Genomic DNA, 25,243 nt, shown 5'->3' with positions numbered 1-25,243 from the left:
TTTAAAAATCTGAAATAGTAAAATACCAATTTGCAACAACTAAGTTATCAAAGTCGTTATTTCTAATTTCAACGGTAAATCCATTTGTTGTTTGAGATGTGATATATATTCTATTGTCTCCTTCAACTGTTAATTGAATAATATAATCAGCATCCGGTCTAGGCGAAGTGAAGTTTACGGTATTTGAACCACTACCTCCCGAAATGGACTGAATTCCATTTGTATGGATTGAATTTGCTCCATTTGCTTTTCCCATGGCTATAATCTGCGGACTTTTCCATTCTGTTCCAGTTGAAGTAGCAGTTAAAACGTCCCCTGCATTTCCTGTATTTCCTTTTTCGTCCAATAGTTGTTCTGTTAATTCAAGGCTACCATTTATAACTATCTCAGAATCAGTAGTTCCTTCTTCCTTAATTCTTACAGCTTCGTTTCCACCAACGGAGAAAGCCAATTGGTCTGCTGCTCCACCCCAAAACATGCCGGTGTTTGGATCGCTGTTAAATCTATAGGAAGGAAGGTTTGGACCACCATCGGAACTTATGAAACCACCTGACCTTGTGGAACCTACAACATGTAATTTTATTGTAGAAGTGTTGTCTGGATTATTTGTGCCTATTCCCAATACTTGATCGGTACTATTCCAAAATAATTGATTGTTGTTTTCTGTTACAGACCCATCAATATTATCAGCAAAGAATATCGAGCCAGTTGTACCCTTCAAACTGACTTTATCGTCCACGTATTTTTTTGTTGCGGCGTCCGCGTCGTTCGACGGGGCGTGCAAGTCTGTGATTGTGAAGTTCCCCATGGAGATGTCCTTCTGTGCATCGCCCAGATCTGACAATGGCACGGTTGCGATGTCGACCTTGGTGGCGTTGCCCGTGGCATCGCCCATGAAGATGAAGTCCTGGCCGAGGGTTCTTGTGAAGAGGACCGAGTCCCTGAGGGACTGGGGTACTCCCGCTTGTGTTTTATCGTCCACGTATTTTTTTGTCGCGGCGTCCGCGTCGTTCGACGGGGCGTGCAAGTCTGTGATTGTGAAGTTCCCCATGGAGATGTCCTTCTGTGCATCGCCCAGATCTGACAATGGCACGGTTGCGATGTCGACCTTGGTGGCGTTGCCCGAGGCATCGCCCATGAAGATGAAGTCCTGGCCGAGGGTTCTTGTGAAGAGGACCGAGTCCCTGAGGGACTGGGGTACTCCCGTTTGTGCTTTATCGTCCACGTATTTTTTTGTCGCGGCATCCGCGTCGTTCGACGGGGCGTGCAAGTCTGTGATTGTGAAGTTCCCCATGGAGATGTCCTTCTGTGCATCGCCCAGATCTGACAATGGCACGGTTGCGATGTCGACCTTGGTGGCGTTGCCCGTGGCATCGCCCATGAAGATGAAGTCCTGGCCAAGGGTTCTTGTGAAGAGGACCGAGTCCCTGAGGGACTGGGGTACTGTTGTATTGTTTCCGTTATTCTTTAAAGTTGCCCAAACTACATTGAGATTTCCATCAGTAGTTAACACTTGGCCACTTGTTCCATTTTGAATTTTAGCTGGCGTTATATTATCATTTGCGATATCTTCAGTCAAAATGGTACCATTGCGAATATTGTCAGATTCCACGGCATCTACCGCCAACTCATTGTTTTTAATTCCACCTGCTGATACGTCTAATGTATAGGGAGACGCTGTAGTTCCATTGCCATAACGTATTAAGGTGCCATCGGTGCCATTTAAAATTTCATTACCAACGATACCATCAGCTTCTGCAACAGCTGCGGGCAAGGTAATTGTTCCACCACGTTGCAGTGAAATTTGTGTTCCGGCCGCATTGATGCTTAATTGCTGATTGTCAGAACCAACCAATGCATCTAAATTTACCGCTGTGTTTCCTCCGCCTGGTGTCGTAGATCTTCCCATCCTTAAGGTGTTATCCAGTTTGCTAAAGCTGAGTTCGTAGATTTCATTGGCATCTTCCCATTGTACAATCCCGTTTTCATCGGTGGTCAGTACATGGTATGGATCTTGATCAGCTATATCTTCGGGTAAGATACTTCCATCTTCAATAGCTTCTGTTTTTACCGCGTTTTGGCTTAGTTCACTCGGACCTACCGACCCTGCCGCTAATTTATCTTGGTTAATGGAGTTGTCCCGTATGTCCTCGGCCCCTATACCACCATCTGCAATATTCTCACCTCGTATACTATTTTGAGCTACTTCTAGATTATAGCCCTGTGCCGATTGGGTAATCTCAATGGTGCTTCGGCCATTGATGATAGGATCGTTCGTAATCGAAAAACTTACGGCATCGCATAGGTTGATCCATGTACTACCATCGTAATAATAGATACACTCCGTATCGGTATTGTATACCATACCGCCCCGTTGGGGAATAATGGCATCCATTTGAGCCGTGCTGACCCGTGTAATTACCAAGACTTTTGAATTACTTTCGAGTTCTAGCACAGAAGAGGGGTCTATGTTTTGTGGATTGTCCCCAATTTTTATCTGCCCCAAAACGGTTGGTATAGAGAACATAATCAATAAGATGGAGAGAATTATTACTTTCATACTAAGCGTTTTATGCCTTAAAAATAGCGGAAAACAAAAATAAGATTATCTCCCTATCGGATTAGATTTATAGGATAAATTAATAGCACTATTGGTTGAACAACAAGATTACTCGTTAAACGGATAGGTATTCTTTAAAAGGACCATAGAATTTGCGACAAGCTTTTTTTACTGGGTGATATATAAATTAACAAAAGTTTATTGACGCCGGTTTTTTTATCATTCGAACATACCTTTACTTTATAGGCTAAAAGCACTTTGTTCAGGGCTTTTTAGCTCAAATAAAAATAAATGACCAAAAAAATACTTTTTCTAGTTACCCTATTTATAATTGCCAACGGATTTTCACAAGATGACGATAGACGCCCGCTCATTGGTTCTGTTATCTACATGAACGTTCCCGTTCCCAACGAAAATGTAATTAATTCTACGGCAGAGCATGCCACGATCACCAATGAAAAGGGAGAATTTAAAATCAATGTTAAAGTGGGGGATCAAATCGTTTTCACGGCCGTAAACTACAACTTGAAAGTCGTTACCATTACCGAAGAAATTTTAGAAAACAACCGGTTGATCGTTGAGGTTAAAGAAAAGGTGACCGAATTGGACGAGGTGGTAATCACCCCTGATCAACAGGAACGCTTTTTGAAGGTTAAAAATGAAGAATTCAAGGAATTCGAATATGAAACCGACCGTAGTACCGAGGTCGAGAACATAGCAATTTCAAGGCAGGAAAAAGGCTTGCAAAACGGTTTGAATTTTGTGAATATCTTTAAGGCCATTTTTAAATCTCAAAGTGAAACACAAGAAGCCGGTGGACCCAAATTATTAGTAAGTGACGTATTGCGTCAAGTCTATGATGATCAATTTTTTGTGATGGACCTTAAGATTCCGCAAGATAAAATCGAGGAATTTCTGATTTACTGTGATGACCGAATGCCTGCACGGTCCCTTCTTAAAAAGGAAAACGAGTTTCAACTCATCGATGCCTTGGTTACAAATAGCAAGGCTTTTCTTAAAGAAATAAATGAGGAGTAATCTCCTCATATTTTTATTTTTTTCTTCCGTCACGGTGGTGGCACAGACCAGGGTTTCTAAAAAAATAGAAGGCAGGGTATTTAGTGATGATGGTGATGTCGCCGCTACCCATGTACTTAATTTGTCCACCAAACGAGCTACGATAACCGATACTAACGGTTTTTTTACAATTGAGGCGAATTTATTGGATACCTTGGAGTTTTCTGCGGTACAGTATAAGAAGAAAATTGTAGTTGTCAGCGCAGAGCTCTTAGAAAGCAAATCGATATCGGTACCTCTGCAGGATGCCTTGACAGAGTTAGACGAAGTAACGGTAACGCCATATAATTTAAGTGGGGATCTAACCAAAGACCTGACCACATTAGCATTGGATCCCGTAGTTACCGCTTCAACGTTGGGCCTGCCCAATGCCTATGTGCATATGCCAACAAAGGCAGAACGTGAACTTAAAGCGGCAACCGGCAACCCGATCATGAGTTTCGACCCATTGATCAATGCCCTGACGGGACGCACAAAAATGTTGAAACAAAGGGTAGAAAGAAACAAATTGTACGATCGCACAGAGCGTGTACGTGATTTTTTTTCAGATGAAGAATATGTAAAGGGCCTTCGCATCCCCTTAGATAAAATAGATGATTTTCTGTATTATTGCGAAGTAGATCCAAGGTTTCAAAGTATAATCGATACGCATGATCGAATTGCCATTTGGGAGTATATGCGTCAAAAGAGTATACTTTATAGAGAAAACAATTCGTTAGATTAGGCACCGATTTGGCATGTGCTTTGTACAGGTGCCATAAAAAAGAACATATGAAATTTCTTAAAACTAGTTTGTTGGTCCTTCTGCTTCCGCTTGTTGCCTTCACAGGGGCACATAAGTTCTACATCAGTGTCACCAATGTAGATTATTCAGAAAAGGATAAAGCGGTACAAATCATTACCCGAATTTTCATCGATGATATGAATGCCGTTTTAAAAGAACGCTACGGTCTGGAGCCCAAGCTCGGGACCGAAAAGGAAACTGAGATGGATAGGGAGTACCTGGACAAATACCTTCGTACGAAATTCGTGGTTGAAATCAACGGTAAAACAACGCCATATAAATTTATCGGTAAGAAGTACGATACCGATATGTTAATCTGCTATTTAGAAATACCCGATGTGATATTGAAGGAGCTGAAACAAATTGCTGTACAGAACGAAATACTGACCGATATCTATGATGAGCAACAAAATGTAGTGCATTTTAAGGTCAATGGTAAAAAAAAGAGCTTTGTGCTCGTAAAATCGGATACTAAAGGAATGTTAAATTTATAACCCATATAAAGAAAATCGTATAAAAACTTTAATTTCCGCAAACTAAACAAACTACTCAAATGACAAAACTAAAGTACGCATTTGCGGCTGTTGTATTCTTTTTCGCGTCCCTTTCGTTCGCACAAGAAGCAGTTGTGAAAGAAAAGCAGCCCGGGCATTACAATCAAAGTAAGTTCAAACAACTATACGAAGAGTTTGCCACCCCGAATACCTATAGATCCGCTTCAGGCGCTCCGGGACCCGATTATTACCAGCAACAGGCAGATTATGTGATGGACATTCGTTTAGACGATATGAACGCCAAAATTTATGGCGAAGAGACTGTTACCTATACCAACAATTCCCCCGACGATTTAGAATATCTTTGGTTGCAGCTAGATCAGAACGTTAGGGCGAAAGATTCTAAGGCCCCATTGCGCAACGGTAACGGTGTGCCATTGGCTGAACAGCCGAGTGCCTTTGTAAAAACTTACATGGGAGAACCTTTTGACGGGGGGTTTAACATCGATTACGTGAAGGATGCCTCAGGAAAGGCGTTGCCCTATACCATCAACTTTACCATGATGCGGGTAGACCTGCCCTCGCCGTTGAAGAGTGGTGAGAAGTATACTTTTTCAGTAAAATGGAACTATAATATTCCCGATCATACGGTTGACAGGGCTAGGTCAGGATACGAATTTTTTGAAAAAGATGGCAACCGGGCGTATGTAATTGCTCAGTTTTTCCCAAGAATGGCGGTTTATAGTGATGTAGAAGGCTGGCAAAACCACCAGTTTTGGGGTAGTGGAGAGTTCGCACTTCCTTTTGGAAATTATGAGGTGAACATTACCGTACCAGCGGATCACGTATTAGACGGTACGGGAGTGTTACAGAATAGAAAGGAAATGTACACCAAAGAAATGATGGCGCGCTATGAGGAGGCCAAAAAGTCCTATGATAAACCGGTGATCATTGTAACCCAAGCCGAAGCTGAGGCAGCCGAGAAAGGATTTTCGGAGAAGACCAAAACGTGGAAACTAAAAGCGGAGAATGTTCGCGATTTCGGTTTTGCAACATCCCGTAAATTTATTTGGGATATGCAAGCCGTTAAAATGGGAGACCGCGATGTAATGGCTGTTTCAATGTATCCTAAGGAAGGTAACCCGTTGTGGGAAGAATATTCGACGAAGACGGTGGCCCATACCCTTAAATCATATTCATCGCATACATTCGATTATCCGTATCCTAAGGCAATATCCGTCCATGCAAAGAACCAGGGGATGGAATATCCCATGATCTGCTGGAACTATGGCAGGCCCAATGAGGATGGTACCTATTCCGATAGGACCAAATTTGGTATGATCAGTGTCATCACACACGAAGTTGGACATAATTTCTTCCCGATGATCGTAAACTCTGATGAGCGTCAATGGGGTTGGATGGATGAAGGATTGGATACTTTTATGCAATATATGGCAGAACAGGAATTTGGGGAAGCCTATCCAGAGGCGATTGCGCCGAACGATAAATACCCATCAAGAAGAGGCGATCCTTCTAAGATTGTTCCCTATATGAGCGGGGATCAAAGTACCATTTCGCCCATTATGTCCAATCCTGAAAACGTATTTCAATTAGGACCCAATGCTTATGGGAAACCTGCCACCGCCTTGAATATTCTAAGGGAAACGGTAATGGGCCGCGAGCTGTTTGATCATGCTTTTAAGACCTATGCGCAACGTTGGAAGTTTAAGCACCCAACACCAGAGGATTTCTTTAGGACTTTGGAAGATGCATCGGCGGTCGATTTGGACTGGTATTGGAGAGGATGGTTCTACACCACAGATTATGTGGACTTAGGGGTGAAGGACATCAAGAAATATTATGTAAGTGACAAGCCGAATAAAAAAATGCAGGAGTACTTAACCGAGCGCGGTATGACCGAAGCAGATTTACCGCCATTGGTATACTTAGAGGAGTATGGTGATACCGATATCGTGGCACCGGAGCTTAAGGATAATCTTCCTTCAGAGTCATCAAAAACCCTAAAGGAATTTATGATGGACAATATGACAGAAGCCGAACGCGCAACGGTTAAAGAACCCAAATACTTTTATGAAATTACCTATAACAGTCCCGGAGGCCTGCCTATGCCGTTGATCGTAGAATATACCTATGCAGATGGTACGGTCAAGAACATAACCTATCCACCGGAAATCTGGAGAAAGAACGATAAAGAGGTTAAATTGGTGATTTCGTCCACATCTGAGCTTACGGGGGTTCTTATAGATCCAAAAATGGAAACTGCCGATATTGATACAACGAACAATAGTTGGCCCAAGAAAGAAGAGCAGAATGACTTCGATAAAATGAAGGAAGAAATCAAAGGAAAATAACCAATAGTTAATTTTTGTAAAAGCCTCGTATAACTTACGGGGCTTTTTTAATTTGGATACTAAACTTGTTTATATTTGTACCATGATTGCGATGTATTCATTATTTATTAGTGGGGCGGAAATTTTCTTCATCATGTTCATAGTGGTGATGGTCTTTGGCGCCGATAAGATTCCTGATATTGCAAGGGGACTTGGAAAGGGTATGCGTCAATTAAAGGATGCTACCGAAGATATTAAACAGGAGATTCAAAAAAGTGCCGATAAGCAGGGTATCGATACCAGTTTCGTCACCGATATCAAAAAGGATATTGACGATATGAAAAGGGACATTAGTTCTGGTCTGACTAAAGATGTTAAGAAACAGATCGGTGATGTAAGTAAAAATATTGATGATGTTACCGGTAGCATAAAAAGGAAGTAATCTTTTATGCTAGATAAGATTTTACAATGGGATCGAGAAGCCTTTGTATATCTAAACAGTTTGGGTATAGAGCAGTATGATTTCTTTTGGTCTACCGTAACAAAATTTCCTCCTTGGATTCCACTTTTTGCACTGTTCCTCTCCCTCTATTTTATAAAGTTCCCAAAGCGCAATGCACTTCTTATGATTACGACCCTATTGGTCATGGTGTTCTTTGTAATGACCCTGACGGATCTGACCAAGCACGTAGTAGCGCGCATAAGACCTAATAACAATGAAGAAATAAATACGTTGATCCGTATTTTAAGAAGTCCTACAGGGTTCAGTTTCTTTTCAGGTCATGCATCTTCTTCATTCTCCATAACCACTTTTGTGGTGTTGTGTTTAAGAAAGCATTTTAAATGGGTATATCTTTTTTACCTGTGGCCCATTTTGTTCAGCCTCAGTAGGATCTACGTTGGGGTTCATTTTCCTATAGATATTCTCACGGGGGCTTTGGTAGGAATAGTATCTGCCTGGCTATTTTATAACTTATATCAGCTACTTATTTTACCCTACTTAAAGTCAAGCCATCACGTATAGGTAACAATACCGTTTCCAGTAGCGGATGGTTACTGAGTTTTTTATTATACGCTAAAAGCACTTTGGTCGCTTTATCCTTGGGGTCTAGAGGTTCCACTACTTTACCTGACCAAAGCACATTGTCGGAAAGTATTACAGAACCCGATCTGGTTTTAGGAAGAACCTTTTCCAGATAAGCATCATATTGCTTTTTTTCGGCATCTATAAATATCAGGTCGAAGGTAATGTCGAGGGTTGGTATAATATCCAAGGCATTCCCAATGTGTTGTATGAGTTGCGGGCCGTAATCACTTTTGTCAAAATAACGACGTTGCATCCCTTCGAGTTCAGCATTTACATCTATGGTGTGTAGCTCTCCGTCTTTCTGTAAACCTTCGGCCAGGCAAAGAGCGGAGTATCCGGTATAGGTTCCAATTTCAAGAATATATTTCGGGTTGATGATTTTGGACAAAAGGCTAAGTACCCTTCCCTGAAAATGACCCGTAAGCATCCGTGGTTGTATTACCTTTAAGTGGGTCTCCCGCGTGAGTTCTTGCAACAAGGTAGGCTCTTCTTGGGAATTATCGGCCAAATAAGCTTCCAAGACCGGCGATAGAAAATGCATAGGATTCTTTTTGCAAAAATAACCTTTTAAGCCTTAATTTAATGCCTTCTAATTAGTGATCGATGAAAGAAACTATAGCCATACGAAGGGCTACGGCCAATGATTTAACCATACTATTAAAATGTGAACAGGAAGTTATTCGAGCGGAACGACCTTTCGACCCTACCATAAAAGAAGAAGAAGTAACGTATTATGATTTGGAAAGTTTACGAACTGACCCAAGGGCAATCGTAGTTGTAGCCTGTGATGGGGATACCATAGTCGCCACGGGCTATGCTTTAGAAAAACAGGCACGACACTATCTGGAACATGAAACCTATGCCTATCTCGGTTTTATGTATACCGATCCTGCATATAGGGGCATGGGAATCAATGGAAAAATCATAAGTACCCTGCAGCATTGGGCCAAAGAACAAGGGTTGTTTGAACTACGGCTCACGGTGTATGATGCCAATGAACCTGCTTTACGGGCCTATGAAAAAGTAGGTTTTAAAAAACATATTGTTGAAATGCGGTTACGAACAGAAGGATAACGTTCAATTTTAAAATGAGACCCTTGGTTTATAGGCTTATGATTACTTTTATAAAAAATTAAAGATGGAATTTAAAAATACGTTGGCGTTTGCCCAATCTTTGGATGCAGATGACAACTTAAGGGCCTATAGGGACGAGTTTATTTTTCCAAAAATAAACGGGAAAGAAGTGATTTATTTTACGGGAAATTCACTTGGCTTACAACCTAAGCGAACCAAGGAATTTGTTGATGAGGTGATGAAAGATTGGGCCGAATTGGCCGTCGAAGGGCATTTTTACGCTGAGAAACCATGGTGGGACTATCATGAGCAACTGGCCGTGCCCTTGGCTAAAGTAGTGGGTGCGTTACCGCAAGAAGTCTCGGTTATGAACACCTTAACGGTTAACCTTCATTTGCTTATGGTCTCTTTTTATAGGCCGACCGCCACCCGGTTTAAAATTTTGTGTGAAGAAAAGGCGTTTCCGAGCGACCAGTATATGTTTCAAAGTCAAGTGCGCTTTCACGGTTTAGATCCTAACGAAACTATCGTAGAAGTAAAAAAACGGGATGGGGAACATCATTGGCGAACTGAAGATATCCTTCAAAAAATTAATGAATTGGGAGACGAGCTGGCTCTTGTGCTTATTGGAGGCGTGAATTATTATAACGGTCAGGTGATGGACATGGAAGCCATTACCAAAGCCGGAAAGGCGACAGGGGCCATGGTAGGATGGGATTTGGCCCATGCCGTTGGAAATGTAGAATTGAATTTGCATGATTGGAATGCCGATTTCGCATCATGGTGTAGTTATAAGTATATGAACAGTGGTCCGGGTAATGCATCTGGTATCTATGTGAACGAACAATATTTGAATAAAAAGGATATTCCGAGATTTGAAGGTTGGTGGGGTACAAAAAAGGACACTCGCTTTTTAATGAAACCGGAGTTTGAACCTATGGAAAATGCAGATGCGTGGCAAATAAGTAACCCTCCAGTTTTATCCCTAGCCCCTTATTTGGCTTCGCTCACTATGTTCGAGGAGGTGGGGATGTCTGTTTTGATTGAAAAACGCATCAAAATCGTTTCTTATTTAGAGTTTATTCTGCACGAGATAGATAAAGAGGTGGATGGTTCTTTTGAGATCATCACACCAAAGGATCGAGGTTGTCAATTGTCGGTTTTTTTACATGGTCAAGGAAAGTCCTTGTTCAATTATTTGATGGAAAATGGCGTAGTAACCGATTGGCGCGAACCGAATGTTATCCGTTTGGCACCGGCCCCTTTTTATTGTTCCTACGAAGATATGTATCGTTTTGGACAAGTATTAAAGGCCGGAATTTTAGCCAAGTAAATCGTACGACCTAGTTACCAACTATAGTTCTAATTGAGTTTAATACCAACATCCAATACTTGACCAATGAAATCATTACGGCTTATTTTAGGTAATGCGAGATATTTTGGCCCCTCATGGGTTTTTGCCAGCATTAATATTCTTTTTGGTACTTGGGCCATCTATATCCCCACGGTAAAGGAAGCATTGAAAATAGATAATTCCCAATTAGGATTTGCCATTTTCTTTCTGTCCTTAGGTGTCTTTTGTGTTTTTCCATTTGCTTCGACCCTGATCAATAAAATTGGAGTCGGTAAATTAACATGGTATTGTGTGCTGTTGAGTTCTATAGCTTCCTTGCTGCCATTATTGGCGCCAAGTTATTATATGCTAATGGCGGCCCTATTTCTTTTTGGGACCGCAAATGGACTCACGGATATATCCATGAACACTTTAGTGACAGAAATTGAAAAGAAGGATAGGGTGAAATTTATGGCGGCCTCCCATGGGTTTTTCAGTTTGGGAGGTGTTTTGGCAGGATTGGGTAGTTTCTTGATCGGCCCGTTGGGGAACCCGGTACTCCATATGTTGATGGTTGTTACCTTGGTCATTGGGATCAATGTTCTTTTTTATAAAAATTATGTGAATGAAGTAGCACCTATAGAGGAGAAAGAGCCCTTTCATCTCAATCTATTCCGACCCTTGTTATTGCTCGGCCTGATTTCTTTTGTAGCCATGGGAAGTGAAGGGGCAATTGTAGATTGGAGCGGACTCTATTTAAAGGAAGTCACTTTGGCCCCGGAAGCCTTATGGGGCGTAGGATTTTTAGGATTTCAAATTACCATGACCGTGGGCCGCTTTTTGGGCGACGGTATCAGCGGGAAGTTAGGTTCGATGAAAATGGTCTCAATTGCGGCAGTGCTTGCGATTTTGGGCTATCTTTTTGTACTTTCTGGTGAAAGTTATATGGCCATAATAGGGTTTGCGCTAAATGGCCTGGGTTTTTCGGTAATCGTACCTGAGGTTTTTCGAATTGGAGGAAATGTAAAGGGTGTCGATTCTTCACAGGGAATCGCTTTTATTGCTGGTTCGGGCTATGCCGGGTTTTTATGTGCACCCCCAATTTTAGGATTTTTGGCCGAAAATTATGGTTTAATACGAAGCTTTTCAGTGCTTTTGAGTTGTGGATTTTTGATTCTGCTTTTTACTTTTTTATTAAAGAGGAAGAAAACAAATCCTAGCTGATCTACTCTACTTCAATCCCTGTAAAGTAAAGTGAAAAGTTGGCATCCGGACGTTTGTGCATAGTTCCGATCTTAAGACCTTTCATGTCTTTATAATCTTCCCATGTAGTGACCATATTAGGTTCTGCCTGATTTTCCTTTCTATAGGCCCACTCCTTAACGATATAATCATCGCCAAAATAAAAATCATAGGCATCCCCAGGGGTATAGCCGCCTTCGTTTGAATAGACGATGGTCAATTTGTGCATGGGTGTTTTGGCGATAGGCGCTTCAACTTTTTCAGTAAGATCATACTTGAAATTATGCTGATCCCAAACTAATTGGTAAGGAGCTAGTAGCCAAAACTTATCGTTAACAAAACCGCCATCGGTACTGACCATAGTACTATCTACGGTTTTTCTGTTGTATGTAATCGTATCCTGTCTGGTCATCATGGTGACATCATTAGAACCTGTTTTCCATAACCAAGTACGTTCAAAATGTGAAGAATCGCGGTCTACGTTGAAGGTGAATTTGATACTGGATACATCTTTCCAGTTTTGGTATCCATGTGCATTCGCAACTTTCTCCAAAATACTTAATTCTTTGGGGGTTTCATTTTTAGTTGCTGGCTGCTTTTTATCAGATTTACAACTGGTTACAAGGCTTATAAGAACCATGGCAAGGAGCAGTGCTTTTTTCATTTTAAATACATTTTTAACCAAATATATCAATTACACAACCGTTAACCTACTTTTATTTTTAGTAAAGGATCAACAGTAGTGACATTTCTTAAAAGACTTTGTTTTGTAACTGACGTTGATGAATTCAGTACGAAATCTATTTTCAATACGTTCATAATCATAGTCAAATGCTGTGCTGGTTCTAAAAATAATGGTATAAAAAAGTTACCCATTTATTCGATATACATTATAATGGATCTGCAAGGCACTATTGTAAAAATCAGAGATTCGTAAAACCTAACATAGGGGGCGAAGATTTAGGGTAGGATATTTTTCTAATAGCGCTTGTGGAATTGGGTTTGTTGAAAAAAAGCGTACAATTTCTCGACCAGGTTGTTTTCGTTCATCTATAATTTTTATGTAAATCGATTAAATAATTAAAGCGTATTTTGAACAGTGAATCAAGTGCACTTTAAATAAGATTTAAAATGGGAAAGCTTCACAGTAATGTAGAAGCCATTGATAATATTTGATGATTATTAAGATTAAAACCGCTAAAGTAGGTATCACCATAAAAAAGGGAGTAGAGAAAACGGTTGTACTAGAGGAATAGGGTTGGGGTTTGAGGAACATCATCTTTTCCTGTAAAAAATGATTCAAAATTCCATTGAACAAAGCCGCATTTGTTTCCCGATTAATTCATTAATTTTGTTGTAGATAATTAAATTTAAAATATGAGTGCTAAAAAAGGAAAAATTCAGGAAGCCATTGATGAAAAGATGTTGGAGGAAAGAAAGGTATTCCTATGGGGTATGGTAGACGATGATTCTGCAAAACATGTTATCGATCGCTTATTGTATTTAGACATGCAGAGCAGTAAAGAGATTCAGCTGTATATCAATAGCCCTGGTGGTTATGTGACTTCTGGTTTTGCCATGTACGATACCATTAAATCCTTAAAGAGTCCGGTTTCTACAATCTGTACCGGTTTAGCGGCATCAATGGGTTCAATTCTATTATCCGTAGGTAAGAAAGGTAGAAGGTTTATACAACCGCATGCACAGGTAATGATTCATCAGCCAAGTGGGGGTGCTCGTGGGCAAGCTTCCAATATAGAGATTCAGGCACGTGAAATCATTAAGACAAAAGAACTAAGTGCCAAAATTTTGGCCGATAACTGTGGTCAGGATTTTGAAAAGGTGCTAAGGGATTTTGATAGGGATTATTGGATGAATGCTGAAGAATCCATTACATACGGTATCGTAGATGGTATTATGAAATAAGTTAAGATCTAGATATAAAAAAAGTCCTTTACGCATTGTGTAAAGGACTTTTTTATGGCTGGTTGTTATGGTTTAGTTGAAAGCTAAAATTCCTCTTTTAATTTGAACGATCGGGAATTCCGTTCTTCTGTTCAGCTCAAGTTCATCTGGGGTACAATCCTCTTTGCCGGTACATTTATTAATAGGCATACGCTTACCAAAACCTTTATAGGATATAATCCTATCTTTTGAAATTCCATGATTTATCATATATTCATAGGTCGATTTTGCACGTCTTTGCGATAGGTCGTCGTTATATTCATTGCTTCCTACTGGATCGGTATGTGATTCTAGTTTGATGACCATATCTGGATAGGTATTGTTCATCACCCGTATAACCTTGTCCAACTCTTTTGCCGCATCAGGTCGTATATCACTTTTATTGAAATCAAAATAGATTTTGTTGAGGTTGGCCAATAATTTAAGATCCAATACTGGATCAAGAACAATGTCTTGTCGTAATAACTTCTGTGCTTTAGGCGTAGTGGACGTATTGAAGTAAATGTTCTTGTGTGGGTGTGTTCTTCTAACGGCTTCGATCATATAGGTTGTCTTTCGATTTACGGGAAATCTGTAGTAGCCATTTTCGTCAGTAGTGGTCTGGGCCACCAATGTATTGGTGATTTGATCGTATAATTTTATTTGAACGCTATCCAACATTTTATTGTTGACACCATCTACGACATATCCTTCAACATCCAAAGCGGGAGTAAACTTGAATTTGTAGATATCGTCACTTCCCATTCCGCCTTCACGGTTAGAACTTACATAACCGTCAATACCATTAGGAAGACCGAAATAGGCGAAATCATCACTTGAACTATTGATGGGCGTACCCAGGTTGATGATATCGACCACTTTGCCGTCTTCGTCGGAAATGGTGGAAAAGACATCCAATTGACCAAAGCCCACATGACCATCAGAGCTAAAGAAAAGCTTACCTTCCTCATTAATGAACGGAAACATTTCATTTCCTTCGGTATTTACAATAGGGCCTGCATTTACCGGTGTTTGTATACCACCACGTTCATGGATGTCGGCGTAGTAAATATCGGTACCGCCATAGCCCCCTGGGCGGTCTGAAGTAAAATAAATTCGCGTTCTGGATTTGTCAACAGAGGGATGGCCTGTAGAGTAATAATCACTATTGATCTTGAGATTACTGTTCTCTACCCATTCGCCATCAACCATTTTGGCCGTATATATTTTTAAATTTATTTCGTTAGATGCCCCATACCCTTCTTTCTTATCATAAAAATTGTTACGTGTAAAGTACATTATGGTGTCGTTCTTATAATCGGTGGAAAAGTCTACCGAACTTTCATGGAATTTTGAGTTGACATTGCCTTTTAGACGTTTTGGAACCGATAACGGGTTGTCCTCCTGTACCGTAAAAACATCTAACCAGGGTTCATCGTTCCAGCCATAGGTGTCCCCGGTTATTTCATCCCTTCTAGAGGATGCAAAATAGAGGTTGCCCTTAAATCTTGATATTCCAAAATCGCTGTCGGTAGAATTGAAGGTTACGGGCTCTACTTCATAGCGTTGCCTACTATTAAAAACTACCGATGCCATGTTACCATCTTTAAGGAAACGGTTAACACGGGAATCATTTTTATTATACTTCTTGTATTTTTTTAACCAAACCTCAGACTCATCCAAATCTCCATTGGCATAAAGGGCCATGGCATACTTAAAGTAGTAATCTGTTGGCAATGAGGAATTATTGATGACTAACTTAAAATGAGGAATGGATTTTTTATAATCACGGATCAATAAATAGCACTCTGCTAATTGCTGATGGGCATATTCGGTATTTAGACCACCCTCTATCATTTTTTCATATTCTGGTATAGCCTTGGCGTAAGAGAACTTACTAAAGAAGTAATCTGCTTTTTTTTGCGCTGCGAATTGTGCAATGCTTACCTGGCCCATCAAAAATAATAGAACCAATAGTAAAGAATTTTTATAATTTTTCATGATATTGATTTTATGGTTTTAGAAGTACCTGGGTGATTTAACAGGACCCATTACTTTCTTGGCAAATTCATAGATTAAAATAATTTCATGTGTGCCACCTGTGTAAGGTCTAATGGATGAGGTGGGAAGATCATAAGCATAACCTACCCTAAAATCTTTGGAAACTTGATAATCCATCATGGCACCAAAGTTTGACGCATCGTTGACACGGTACGAAGTTCCGATCCAAAATTTCTCATTGAACAGAAAGTTGATGGTAAAATCATAAGTTGCAGGAGCTCCATTTGTGAATTTTGTGATTATCGTAGGTTTAAAAATTGTCGTGTGAGACAGGTCGAATACCAAGCCTCCAATGGCATAGTAACTGTTACGCTCCAAAGCTTGAAACTCGCCCTGGTTTAAATCGGTGTTCAATATTCTAGGGGATGAAATACCGGCATACCATCTATTAGATCCAATGTAAAATCCAGCGCCGAAATTCGGGTTCCAACTATTGAAATTGGCGTTGAAGTAAGCGTCATTAGAATCGGGGTTCTCTAGGTGATAATTGGTAAATCCACCTTTAAGTCCAAAACGCATTTTCACTTCTTCGTTGACCGGTACGGTATAGGAAAAATCCCCATAAAAATAATTGGTATTCTCGTATCCCAACCGGTCATTGATATAGGAAAGGCCTAACCCTATCTTTTCGTTTTTCAAAGGAGAATGTATCGAGAACGTACTGGTTCTAGGGTTTCCTTCCAGGCCTGCCCATTGGTTTCTGTGTAATACAGTAACGTTCAAGGCTTCTCTACTGCCCGCATAAGCAGGATTGACAGAAATAGTGTTATACATATATTGAGTGAACTGAGGCAACTGCTGGGCATTTACAGAAATCGCCACAAAAAGTACTACCGCTAAAAGGAGATTAGCTTTTTTCATGAATTTGGGATTTGGCCTTTTAAGGCTGTATGTTAAAAAATAAGTAGGTTAATCTTATCAGGTTCAAAGGTAGTATCATGTAGTTGATATCGATAAACTTTACGCTCAACGACCGTTCTTATTCGTTCTGATACACACTATTCGTTGAACTAACTTTTTTTTCGGATGAAAATATTTGATTTTTTTACAGAATTGAGTTACATGGAATTCATTTTGTTCTATCTGGTTGTAATACCATTTAAATAACCCTATTGAAATGTAAATGCCCCAAACCAGTGGCTTGAGGCATTTCCTTTATTTACAAAGGTATTTTCTATTCAGTTCCTAGGTAAATATACCCATTGAACGGCTCCATAATTTTGCCTGTTTCCTTGTCAGTGGCCGTAATAATATAGTAATAGGTACCAGTAGGTAACATTCCAGACTGTCCAAACGAACCATCGGGTGATGCTCCTCCCCAATCGTTTTGGTAATCTTTTATGTCCGCTACCTTTGATCCCCAACGGTTAAAGATCATGATGTCAAAGCTAAAGGTGCAAAATTCTACTCCCTTAATTTCAAAATAGTCATTAACTCCGTCGCCATTAGCGGTCACGGCCTTGGAAATCTCAATTTCATCCCTTCCACATGGCACACAATCAGTATTCTCAACTATGGTAAAGTCTACATAGTATTTACAAGTACCTTTAGTCGAACTATACCCGATTTTATATTCACCAGGTAAATGGTTTATAGGATCGAACATGCTACCACTGAGAACCGCATTTCCTTCCATTACCATGAACGTTCCGATATTGTCAAAATCCTCAGGTAGGTAGTTTCTAAGGTCTATAGCTCCCTGTTCGATACAGAGTTCAATGGTTATCTCCTGTAGCTGTGGTTGAAGTACAAAGATGATCTGTTCAAAAGAAGCGGTATTGCCACAAGAATCCGTCACGTTCCAAGTTCTAATGATCATGTAGTCATCTGAATCTGATGCGGTCTGGTTTTGTTCATCCAATACTGTATTATAATTTCCACAACCTCCTGTGAATACCATTTGAGGAACTTCGGGGATGTCATCGCCACATAGTATGGTGATTTCTTCTTCATAAGCTCCGCTTACAATAGCACCGGTCGGTTCAACCGTAATTACTTGAGTGTGGGTAACACTATTGCCTGCACAATCACTAGCCTTCCATGTACGTGTTACGGTATACCCCATTACGCAATTTGCATTGTTGGTGGTGACCTCATTAAAGTCGACCACGATATCGGTATCACAGGAATCCTCAGCCGTAAGTGTTGCAGCATTTGGCACCATGTTGCATGCCACGGTCATATTTTGTGGTAGTGATTGGTCAAAAGTAGGGGCCACAGTATCTTCTATGGTAATTATTTGAGTATGTACACGTATATTACCTACACAATCTGTAATCGTCCAAGTTCTAGTTATGGTATATTCGGTGGCACATTCATCATCTTGACCTTCTATAGATTCTATGAAAGTGACCGTTATAGGACAGGTACTGTCCGATGAAATTGTAGAAGCCTCGGGAACGGTATCACATGCTTCTATGGTTATGTCCGTTGGCCATTCTTCGTTACCGTCGTTGTCGATGATGTTGACTATGGCGGTATCGTTTGTAAGGATACCTACGAGAGGAGTAGAGATATTTTCGAGAATAACATGGAAATCTTCCGTATTTTCTATGAGAATATCATCAATGATCGGGATCACGATGGTCTGGGTGTTGGAACTTGTCCCCCCGAATGTCAGGGTACTTGTATTCCTCGGTACGCCGTTGTAGTCGCTGCCCTCGATGGTCGAACCGTCGACGGTATAGAATTCCACTGTGAACTCGTCCTGTACCTGTGCGTTGAGCACCACGTCGAGTGACACGGTACCTGCCGCCTCGTCCACGTCGATGGAGGCCACGTCGAACTGTACGCCCAAAGTGGACGGATCGCCGTCGTTATCGGTGATGTTGATGTTCCCCTGGCCATCGTTAATGGGGATAAGGGTGGTGGACAGGTTGGATAGGTTCACGAACAGTCTTTCCGTAGCCTCGATGATGTTGTCATCGATGATGGTCACGGTAATCGGTTGTGTTTCCCCGTCTGTTCCGGCAAAGGCCAGAGTACCGCCGGTAGCCGTGTAATCCCCCGGTTGGACTGCCGAATCGTTGTCGGTCGCGTAATCGATGGAGAATCCACCCTGGACGTTACCGGTGAGCAGCACGTTTATGGTCGCCGTCCCGTCCGCCTCGTTCACGGTGATGTCGTCGTTCTGGAAGGTTATCCCGGTAGTTCCCGGTATGTTGTCGTTGTCGGTGATGTTGATGTTCCCCTGGCCATCGTTAATGGGGATAAGGGTGGTGGACAGGTTGGATAGGTTCACGAACAGTCTTTCCGTAGCCTCGATGATGTTGTCATCGATGATGGTCACGGTAATCGGTTGTGTTTCCCCGTCTGTTCCGGCAAAGGCCAGAGTACCGCCGGTAGCCGTGTAATCCCCCGGTTGGACTGCCGAATCGTTGTCGGTCGCGTAATCGATGGAGAATCCACCCTGGACGTTACCGGTGAGCAGCACGTTTATGGTCGCCGTCCCGTCCGCCTCGTTCACGGTGATGTCGTCGTTCTGGAAGGTTATCCCGGTAGTTCCCGGTATGTTGTCGTTGTCGGTGATGTTGATGTTCCCCTGGCCATCGTTAATGGGGATAAGGGTGGTGGACAGGTTGGATAGGTTCACGAACAGTCTTTCCGTAGCCTCGATGATGTTGTCATCGATGATGGTCACGGTAATCGGTTGTGTTTCCCCGTCTGTTCCGGCAAAGGCCAGAGTACCGCCGGTAGCCGTGTAATCCCCCGGTTGGACTGCCGAATCGTTGTCGGTCGCGTAATCGATGGAGAATCCACCCTGGACGTTACCGGTGAGCAGCACGTTTATGGTCGCCGTCCCGTCCGCCTCGTTCACGGTGATGTCGTCGTTCTGGAAGGTTATCCCGGTAGTTCCCGGTATGTTGTCGTTGTCGGTGATGTTGATGTTCCCCTGGCCATCGTTAATGGGGATAAGGGTGGTGGACAGGTTGGATAGGTTCACGAACAGTCTTTCCGTAGCCTCGATGATGTTGTCATCGATGATGGTCACGGTAATCGGTTGTGTTTCCCCGTCTGTTCCGGCAAAGGCCAGAGTACCGCCGGTAGCCGTGTAATCCCCCGGTTGGACTGCCGAATCGTTGTCGGTCGCGTAATCGATGGAGAATCCACCCTGGACGTTACCGGTGAGCAGCATGTTTATGGTCGCCGTCCCGTCCGCCTCGTTCACGGTGATGTCGTCGTTCTGGAAGGTTATCCCGGTAGTTCCCGGTATGTTGTCGTTGTCAATAATTTTTAGAGTGTTTTTCTCCGGATCAATACCTACCCTAGATGCTGGAACACCATATTTATCAGTTTCGGTACTACTCCGGAATTTTTCAATTTCAAACTCTTCGGTAGCCTCTATAAGTATATCTTCTTTTGTAGGTATATCAATAATAATTGCTGTACCGGCAGGAGAGTTTGCCTTAAAGGTTGCCGTACCATTAAAACTTTCAAAATCTAAACCATCCGTTGCAGGATAAGTGGAATTGGGTTTTTTTTGAACCGTATAGTCAATGGAATAGGCATCTTCGATGCCCACATATGAATCACCGTCAGCGTTGGTATCCGTAGATAGTAAAAATTTGTATTGTATGGTTCCTCCTTCGGTAACGGTGAAATCTTCCCCGGTAATCGAAGCAATATCGGTATCGGTTACCGTTCCTGATCCAACCGAATCCGAAATATTTGCGGTACCGCTAGGATCACTAATGGTTACGGTAAAGTTTTGTTCTGTGGCCTCTACCCAGTCATCATTAACAGCAAGTACCTTAAAACTTACCGTATTATTCCCTGCAGGTAATGTTATGGAAGTGGGTCCGGAATAATCTGATTCAGTTGCAGTTCCCGGAGCGTAGGTAAGTTTGAAATTTATGTCTGACTCATACACATGGGATGCGGTAATCGTAAAAGTCATCTTATCACCTTCTATAGCCGAAGCGTCGTTAATTACTACACTCGAGTTTATAGTAAGGGGAGTGGGGTCGTTATTTCCAAAACCACAGGTTTCCAAGGTTCCCGAACTTGCTGTATATTTTATTTCTTTGTTAATGGCACCTGTATATTCTGCAATTGCCTGTATACTGAAATCAGCTTGGCATGAAGGGCATTGTTCTTTGACTTTGGCCTTAAAGCTTATGGTATACGAAGGAGAGTTAATATCTGTTAGCCCATCTGGTACCGAAAATAGTAATAGACCGCTTGGATCATAAGTATGGGTGATACCTGGGGGTAAGGAGCTAACATTGTCAAAAGTCAATTGCGGGGGCAAGACACATGAAATGGTAAGATTTTGAACATCATCGTTCCCATAATTTTTCATGGCAATATCAAAATCTACTAACTGACCTGGGTCAACAATATGGGGCGTTGAATTTGCCAACGAAAGGCCCAAGGCACCCAAACTAGGTTCATATACCTCAATACTTAATCCTAAAAGATACAGTCCGTATGATTCTTGGTTGGACGTTAACCGGATTTTGGCAGAGGTTTGGCCATTATCAATTAATATGTTATTAGGGTTGTCAAGTTCAAAAAGGGCGGCATCAAAACCAAGGGTATTAAGACTTGCAGGCTTCCTGTTGGTTAATTGACCTCCATTGCGCGTGATTTTACTATTGAAAAAGTTATTCTCCTCCCTTTCTCCAGTGGAGAGTTTGGTCCAATTATCTTTTGTATTTAAAAGTTGAATTTGATCTCCTGAAATATCACGATCACCTTCTAGGGCACCGATCAGAACTTTTCCTTTAACATCGCCTGTAGGTACGGTTTGGAATCCATCAAAATTGATATCAAAGGAATTCTTTGTTTGAGTAACATGGGCGTACCCATCAAAAAGGGTAATGTTCTTTGCCGGAAGATCAAAACTTTCATAAATGAATACAATTTGCCACCCCCCTGAAGTACCTGTATTAGAATTACTGTAGCTTCGAAGTTTACCCTCGGTAGCTTTTACATTTGCGACTTGGTAAGTTCCAAAAGGATCGGATAAGGCATTTACCTCTGTGGTAATATCTTTTATCAGTACTATGGGGGCATTCTCAAATTCCTCTGGTCTGCCATTATAGATAGTTTCATCTGCCGTTATGTCAATGTAAGAATTAGCACCAGGAAGCATCAGTTTTACCTTGTTATAACTCCATTTAGGCTCCTTACCACCATTTCCAGTATCCTTATCCTCATCATATTCCTTATTTGAAGCTGCCCAATACATAAAAGCCTTACGGATCCGTAAACAACTGGATACGTCTGGATTTGCCAAATCCGCACTACTGGAGTTGAAAGTGTCATTATCATCATCAATATCAACAAATACTGTATTCAATGAATGGTTGCCACCATTAAGATTATAGGGATCTTTTGCATCGGTACCAATAACCGTGTTAGCTATGAAGGTTACATCACCGTTTAAGTTATCGGAAAATCTAGGTCTAAATTCTTTTTTGATCTGTGCATTGGTAGTACTTGTTGGAATAGTCGTATCTAACCTAAAATAGTTTAACGTAATCTTATCGTTGAAGCCCCAAGCTCCTGATTTACTATAAAAACGTACCCCGGAATTAGTACCGATGAATTCAGGAGTAAGCGAAAAGGATAGCTTTCCGTTTGTTTCGTTATAGTTTATTTCACCAACATCTTCCCAGTGATTATTCAGTACATTATAAAACTGAATACCTAAACTTCCAGAACCTCTTTGACCGGAATTTAACTCTATAGATGCAGTTGCAGATGTAGCCCCAGCAAGATTGAACGTTCTATCAATACGGTCATTATGGTCCAAATTTTTAAATACGAGTGAACCAGAAGAAATAGAAATTCTTCCTGAGGTCGCGCCACCGCCACTTAGGTCATTTTCAGTCCAGTTTGAAGAGAATAATCGTGTACCATTATTAGTGTTGTAGCTATTAGTATCAAAATTATCTATGAACGTCTCCTGTGCGAGTAAACGCTGTGTTGATGATAATATCAAAAGGAATAAAACGACAATTGATAAATTGTTAGCACTGAATTTAGTTTGAAAAACTAAATTTTTAGAAGTAAAGTCAAACTTCATAACATTTGGTTAAGTTATAATTCTATTTTGAACAGACTTGGGATCTTAATTCTTTACAAAACTAGAGCCTTACTGCTGGTCAATCCTAGAATTAATGGTCATACTACGCCCTTTTTCGATGAACGTATTAATGTTAAATAACTCCAAATGTTGCTAATTATTCATTTGTTGTTGTGTATGTGAATATTCTTGTGGTTATTGGTTTTTAGATTTTCTTTCATATTTCAAAATCAAAAGACAAAATAAAAAATATAACATACTTATAATCAAATAATTAATATTATTTCTAATGTTCAATTCTGATTAAGCCGCTCTAATTTTCTAAAATTTGTTTCATTCTTTGGAAGTTGTGATTAAAAAAAAGAGGATAAAAGCATATGGCATAAACCCGGAATTCGGTTTGTCGATGAAATCATTCGCTTAGGCGAATGACTGACATTTTAAAAATTATAAACGTTAATTTTTAGGGTTATAGAATATTATAAATCCGGTTTAAATAAAAACACCTTTTCAAAACGTTGAAAAGGTGTTTTCTATATATAGGCGCTCTCGCGGAATAGTCTCTTTTATATACGGTTCAAAACTAGGAATCGGATGTTTTTTTAACGTTAAATGAACCTTAAATTCAATTAAAAGGTGTCGGGGTTTGCGATGATAGCTTGAGCTCTTTCCGTCAATTCGTTCAACTCCTTTTCGTCTTTCTTTTCCAACAAACTCATCATCATGTTCATGCGATGGTTATCTTGGAAAAATGTTCGTTTCTCATTTAAAAAATTCCAATAGAGGGCGTTGAACGGACAGGCATTCTCACCCGTTTTTTTGGTATGACTGTAGGAGCAGGAACCACAATAATTACTCATTTTATTGATGTAATTGGCACTGCTTACATAAGGCTTTGTTGCAACGATTCCCCCGTCCGCAAATTGACTCATCCCCCTGGTATTGGTGATCTCGACCCACTCGATAGCATCGATATACACGCCCAAATACCACTTGTCCACTTCATCTGGGTGAATCTGTGTCAATAAAGCATAATTACCAATGACCATCAAACGTTGGATATGGTGGGCGTAGGCCGTGTCTAGACTTTGGCCGATGGCATGTTTTAGACAGTTCATCTTCGTTTTTCCTGTCCAAAAGAAATCTGGTAATTTGTTTTTATTTTCTAGTTTGTTCATTTGGGCATACTTGGGCATTTCTTTCCAATAGATACCACGCATATATTCTCTCCAGCCTAGTATTTGGCGAATAAACCCTTCCACTTGAGAGATGTCTATTTCCTCTTTATGCTCATAAAAATGTTCCAATACTTTATCGATAACCTCTTGTGGTGATAGTATTTTAGTGTTCATGGCAAAGGACAGTCGCGAGTGAAAAAGGTATTTTTCATGGTCGTGCATGGCGTCTTGGTAATCCCCAAAATGGACCAATAGTTCTTTGCAGAAATAGCGAAGAACGGATTGGCAATCTTCTCGGGAGACAGGCCAGTTGAAGGATTCTGGCTCAATATTTCCAAACGTTTCCACACCCGCCTTTTCCAGTTCTTGGAGAATAGGGGACACCTCTTTTCTAAACCCACGATCATGCGGAATTTCAGGTTCTCCTTTCCACTTTTTACGGTTGCTCTGGTCAAAATTCCATTTACCGCCTTCTGGTTGGTCCTTGTTGACCATAATGTTATGTTTCTTGCGCATCATGCGATAGAAACTTTCCATTACCATTTGTTTATTCCCCTTGTAAAAATCTTTCAGTTCATTTCTTGTAGTATAGAAATGCTCCGTATCAAAAGCCTCCGTTTCAATACTTAAATCCTCGCAGATGGACTGTAATTGTTGGTCCAGTCGATATTCATCAGGCAATTGGTATTCCAATTTTTCGGCCTTGGTCTCTGAAATGTATTTGGTGATTATTTTTTTAAGGTCTTGTGGATTTTCTGGATTCCCAATGGTCAGGTATTTGAAACGATGTCCTTTTTCGGTCAAATCCTCTTTAAAACTGCGCATGGCCATAAAAAAGCCTACGACTTTTTGAATGTGATGCTTTACATAGTCCGTTTCTTGACGCATTTCTGCCATGATATAGATGACGCTCTCATCCACGTTTGTAAACCAGGAATGTTTTTGATTCAATTGATCTCCTAGGATCAGCCGTAGTGTTTTCATTGTTATCTTTTATTTCTGAAGTCCATAATGGACTTGTACTA

General features: G+C 40.9%; 17 protein-coding genes. 10 read left to right on the top strand and 7 right to left on the bottom strand.

The features are described from left to right. Position 1 precedes the first annotated feature (1 nt). Positions 2-2,560, bottom strand: coding sequence for a hypothetical protein (locus tag ACNR9Q_RS16690; protein ID WP_419212358.1), 2,559 nt, complete (start codon positions 2,558-2,560; stop codon positions 2-4). A 291-nt stretch (positions 2,561-2,851) separates the two neighbouring features. On the opposite strand from ACNR9Q_RS16690, the gene ACNR9Q_RS16685 reads away from it, so the two are divergent. The 6 genes from ACNR9Q_RS16685 to ACNR9Q_RS16660 all read left to right on the top strand — a co-directional run bounded on the left by ACNR9Q_RS16685 (position 2,852) and on the right by ACNR9Q_RS16660 (position 8,290). Beyond that, positions 2,852-3,598, top strand: coding sequence for a hypothetical protein (locus tag ACNR9Q_RS16685; RefSeq protein ID WP_419212357.1), 747 nt, complete (start codon positions 2,852-2,854; stop codon positions 3,596-3,598). After that, positions 3,588-4,361, top strand: a complete 774-nt coding sequence (locus ACNR9Q_RS16680) for a hypothetical protein (RefSeq protein ID WP_419212356.1) — start codon at positions 3,588-3,590, stop codon at positions 4,359-4,361. Before ACNR9Q_RS16685 ends, ACNR9Q_RS16680 begins: the two co-directional genes overlap by 11 nt. A gap of 47 nt (positions 4,362-4,408) precedes the next feature. Beyond that, positions 4,409-4,915, top strand: coding sequence for a DUF6702 family protein (locus ACNR9Q_RS16675; protein ID WP_419212355.1), 507 nt, complete (start codon positions 4,409-4,411; stop codon positions 4,913-4,915). Positions 4,916-4,974: 59 nt separating this feature from the next. Continuing rightward, positions 4,975-7,287: a M1 family metallopeptidase gene (locus ACNR9Q_RS16670; RefSeq protein ID WP_419212354.1), complete on the top strand. Its 2,313-nt coding sequence runs from the start codon at positions 4,975-4,977 to the stop codon at positions 7,285-7,287. Between the two features lie 91 nt (positions 7,288-7,378). Continuing rightward, the gene (locus ACNR9Q_RS16665) at positions 7,379-7,708 is read left to right on the top strand and encodes a Sec-independent protein translocase subunit TatA/TatB (RefSeq protein ID WP_419212353.1); all 330 of its coding nucleotides are present in this window, start codon (positions 7,379-7,381) and stop codon (positions 7,706-7,708) included. Positions 7,709-7,714: 6 nt separating this feature from the next. After that, the gene (locus ACNR9Q_RS16660; protein WP_419212352.1) at positions 7,715-8,290 is read left to right on the top strand and encodes a phosphatase PAP2 family protein; all 576 of its coding nucleotides are present in this window, start codon (positions 7,715-7,717) and stop codon (positions 8,288-8,290) included. Here ACNR9Q_RS16660 and ACNR9Q_RS16655 read toward each other — a convergent pair. Continuing rightward, positions 8,253-8,894 carry an O-methyltransferase gene (locus tag ACNR9Q_RS16655; RefSeq protein WP_419212351.1) on the bottom strand — a complete coding sequence of 214 codons (642 nt, stop codon included), beginning with the start codon at positions 8,892-8,894 and terminating at the stop codon, positions 8,253-8,255. The two genes, ACNR9Q_RS16660 and ACNR9Q_RS16655, sit on opposite strands and share 38 nt — an antisense overlap. Positions 8,895-8,956: 62 nt before the next feature. On the opposite strand from ACNR9Q_RS16655, the gene ACNR9Q_RS16650 reads away from it, so the two are divergent. The 3 genes from ACNR9Q_RS16650 (at position 8,957) to ACNR9Q_RS16640 (ending at position 11,984) form a co-directional block, all read left to right on the top strand. Further along, a complete protein-coding gene (locus ACNR9Q_RS16650; protein WP_419212350.1) occupies positions 8,957-9,427 on the top strand; it encodes a GNAT family N-acetyltransferase in 471 nt (156 codons plus the stop codon). A 64-nt stretch (positions 9,428-9,491) separates the two neighbouring features. Then, positions 9,492-10,760: a kynureninase gene (kynU, locus tag ACNR9Q_RS16645; RefSeq protein WP_419212349.1), complete on the top strand. Its 1,269-nt coding sequence runs from the start codon at positions 9,492-9,494 to the stop codon at positions 10,758-10,760. A 66-nt stretch (positions 10,761-10,826) separates the two neighbouring features. Then, positions 10,827-11,984, top strand: coding sequence for an MFS transporter (locus tag ACNR9Q_RS16640; protein ID WP_419212348.1), 1,158 nt, complete (start codon positions 10,827-10,829; stop codon positions 11,982-11,984). Between the two features lies 1 nt (position 11,985). On the opposite strand, the gene ACNR9Q_RS16635 is transcribed toward ACNR9Q_RS16640, so the two are convergent. Then, positions 11,986-12,666 (bottom strand): hypothetical protein, encoded by a 681-nt coding sequence (locus ACNR9Q_RS16635; RefSeq protein WP_419212347.1) that lies wholly within the window; start codon positions 12,664-12,666, stop codon positions 11,986-11,988. Between the two features lie 713 nt (positions 12,667-13,379). Here ACNR9Q_RS16635 and ACNR9Q_RS16630 point away from each other — a divergent pair. Beyond that, complete coding sequence (locus ACNR9Q_RS16630) at positions 13,380-13,928, top strand: ClpP family protease (protein WP_419212346.1); 549 nt, start codon at positions 13,380-13,382, stop codon at positions 13,926-13,928. Positions 13,929-14,000: 72 nt separating this feature from the next. Here the strand turns inward: ACNR9Q_RS16630 and ACNR9Q_RS16625 are convergent, their stop codons facing one another. From ACNR9Q_RS16625 to ACNR9Q_RS16610, 4 genes are all read right to left on the bottom strand, one after another. Next, positions 14,001-15,947 carry an OmpA family protein gene (locus ACNR9Q_RS16625; RefSeq protein WP_419212345.1) on the bottom strand — a complete coding sequence of 649 codons (1,947 nt, stop codon included), beginning with the start codon at positions 15,945-15,947 and terminating at the stop codon, positions 14,001-14,003. A gap of 18 nt (positions 15,948-15,965) precedes the next feature. Further along, positions 15,966-16,868, bottom strand: a complete 903-nt coding sequence (locus ACNR9Q_RS16620) for a type IX secretion system membrane protein PorP/SprF (RefSeq protein ID WP_419212344.1) — start codon at positions 16,866-16,868, stop codon at positions 15,966-15,968. Positions 16,869-17,181: 313 nt separating this feature from the next. Continuing rightward, complete coding sequence (locus tag ACNR9Q_RS16615; protein ID WP_419212343.1) at positions 17,182-23,040, bottom strand: Calx-beta domain-containing protein; 5,859 nt, start codon at positions 23,038-23,040, stop codon at positions 17,182-17,184. 629 nt (positions 23,041-23,669) lie between these two features. Then, the gene (locus ACNR9Q_RS16610; protein WP_419212342.1) at positions 23,670-25,202 is read right to left on the bottom strand and encodes a cryptochrome/photolyase family protein; all 1,533 of its coding nucleotides are present in this window, start codon (positions 25,200-25,202) and stop codon (positions 23,670-23,672) included. Between the last annotated feature and the right edge of the window lie 41 nt (positions 25,203-25,243).

The organism is Maribacter sp. X9 (genome assembly GCF_048537565.1).
Taxonomy (GTDB): domain Bacteria; phylum Bacteroidota; class Bacteroidia; order Flavobacteriales; family Flavobacteriaceae; genus Maribacter.
The sequence above is the reverse complement of the archived record's forward strand: the minus strand, read 5'-3'. Positions and strand labels throughout refer to the sequence as shown.

Coding starts and splice junctions, on each gene's coding strand:
- ACNR9Q_RS16615 (WP_419212343.1), bottom strand. CDS start 23,040: ATGAAGTTTGACTTTACTTCTAAAAATTTAGTTTTTCAAACTAAATTC.
- ACNR9Q_RS16650 (WP_419212350.1), top strand. CDS start 8,957: ATGAAAGAAACTATAGCCATACGAAGGGCTACGGCCAATGATTTAACC.
- ACNR9Q_RS16610 (WP_419212342.1), bottom strand. CDS start 25,202: ATGAAAACACTACGGCTGATCCTAGGAGATCAATTGAATCAAAAACAT.
- ACNR9Q_RS16685 (WP_419212357.1), top strand. CDS start 2,852: ATGACCAAAAAAATACTTTTTCTAGTTACCCTATTTATAATTGCCAAC.
- ACNR9Q_RS16660 (WP_419212352.1), top strand. CDS start 7,715: ATGCTAGATAAGATTTTACAATGGGATCGAGAAGCCTTTGTATATCTA.
- ACNR9Q_RS16620 (WP_419212344.1), bottom strand. CDS start 16,868: ATGAAAAAAGCTAATCTCCTTTTAGCGGTAGTACTTTTTGTGGCGATT.
- ACNR9Q_RS16640 (WP_419212348.1), top strand. CDS start 10,827: ATGAAATCATTACGGCTTATTTTAGGTAATGCGAGATATTTTGGCCCC.
- ACNR9Q_RS16635 (WP_419212347.1), bottom strand. CDS start 12,666: ATGAAAAAAGCACTGCTCCTTGCCATGGTTCTTATAAGCCTTGTAACC.
- ACNR9Q_RS16690 (WP_419212358.1), bottom strand. CDS start 2,560: ATGAAAGTAATAATTCTCTCCATCTTATTGATTATGTTCTCTATACCA.
- ACNR9Q_RS16670 (WP_419212354.1), top strand. CDS start 4,975: ATGACAAAACTAAAGTACGCATTTGCGGCTGTTGTATTCTTTTTCGCG.
- ACNR9Q_RS16675 (WP_419212355.1), top strand. CDS start 4,409: ATGAAATTTCTTAAAACTAGTTTGTTGGTCCTTCTGCTTCCGCTTGTT.
- ACNR9Q_RS16625 (WP_419212345.1), bottom strand. CDS start 15,947: ATGAAAAATTATAAAAATTCTTTACTATTGGTTCTATTATTTTTGATG.
- ACNR9Q_RS16630 (WP_419212346.1), top strand. CDS start 13,380: ATGAGTGCTAAAAAAGGAAAAATTCAGGAAGCCATTGATGAAAAGATG.
- ACNR9Q_RS16665 (WP_419212353.1), top strand. CDS start 7,379: ATGTATTCATTATTTATTAGTGGGGCGGAAATTTTCTTCATCATGTTC.
- ACNR9Q_RS16680 (WP_419212356.1), top strand. CDS start 3,588: ATGAGGAGTAATCTCCTCATATTTTTATTTTTTTCTTCCGTCACGGTG.
- kynU (WP_419212349.1), top strand. CDS start 9,492: ATGGAATTTAAAAATACGTTGGCGTTTGCCCAATCTTTGGATGCAGAT.
- ACNR9Q_RS16655 (WP_419212351.1), bottom strand. CDS start 8,894: ATGCATTTTCTATCGCCGGTCTTGGAAGCTTATTTGGCCGATAATTCC.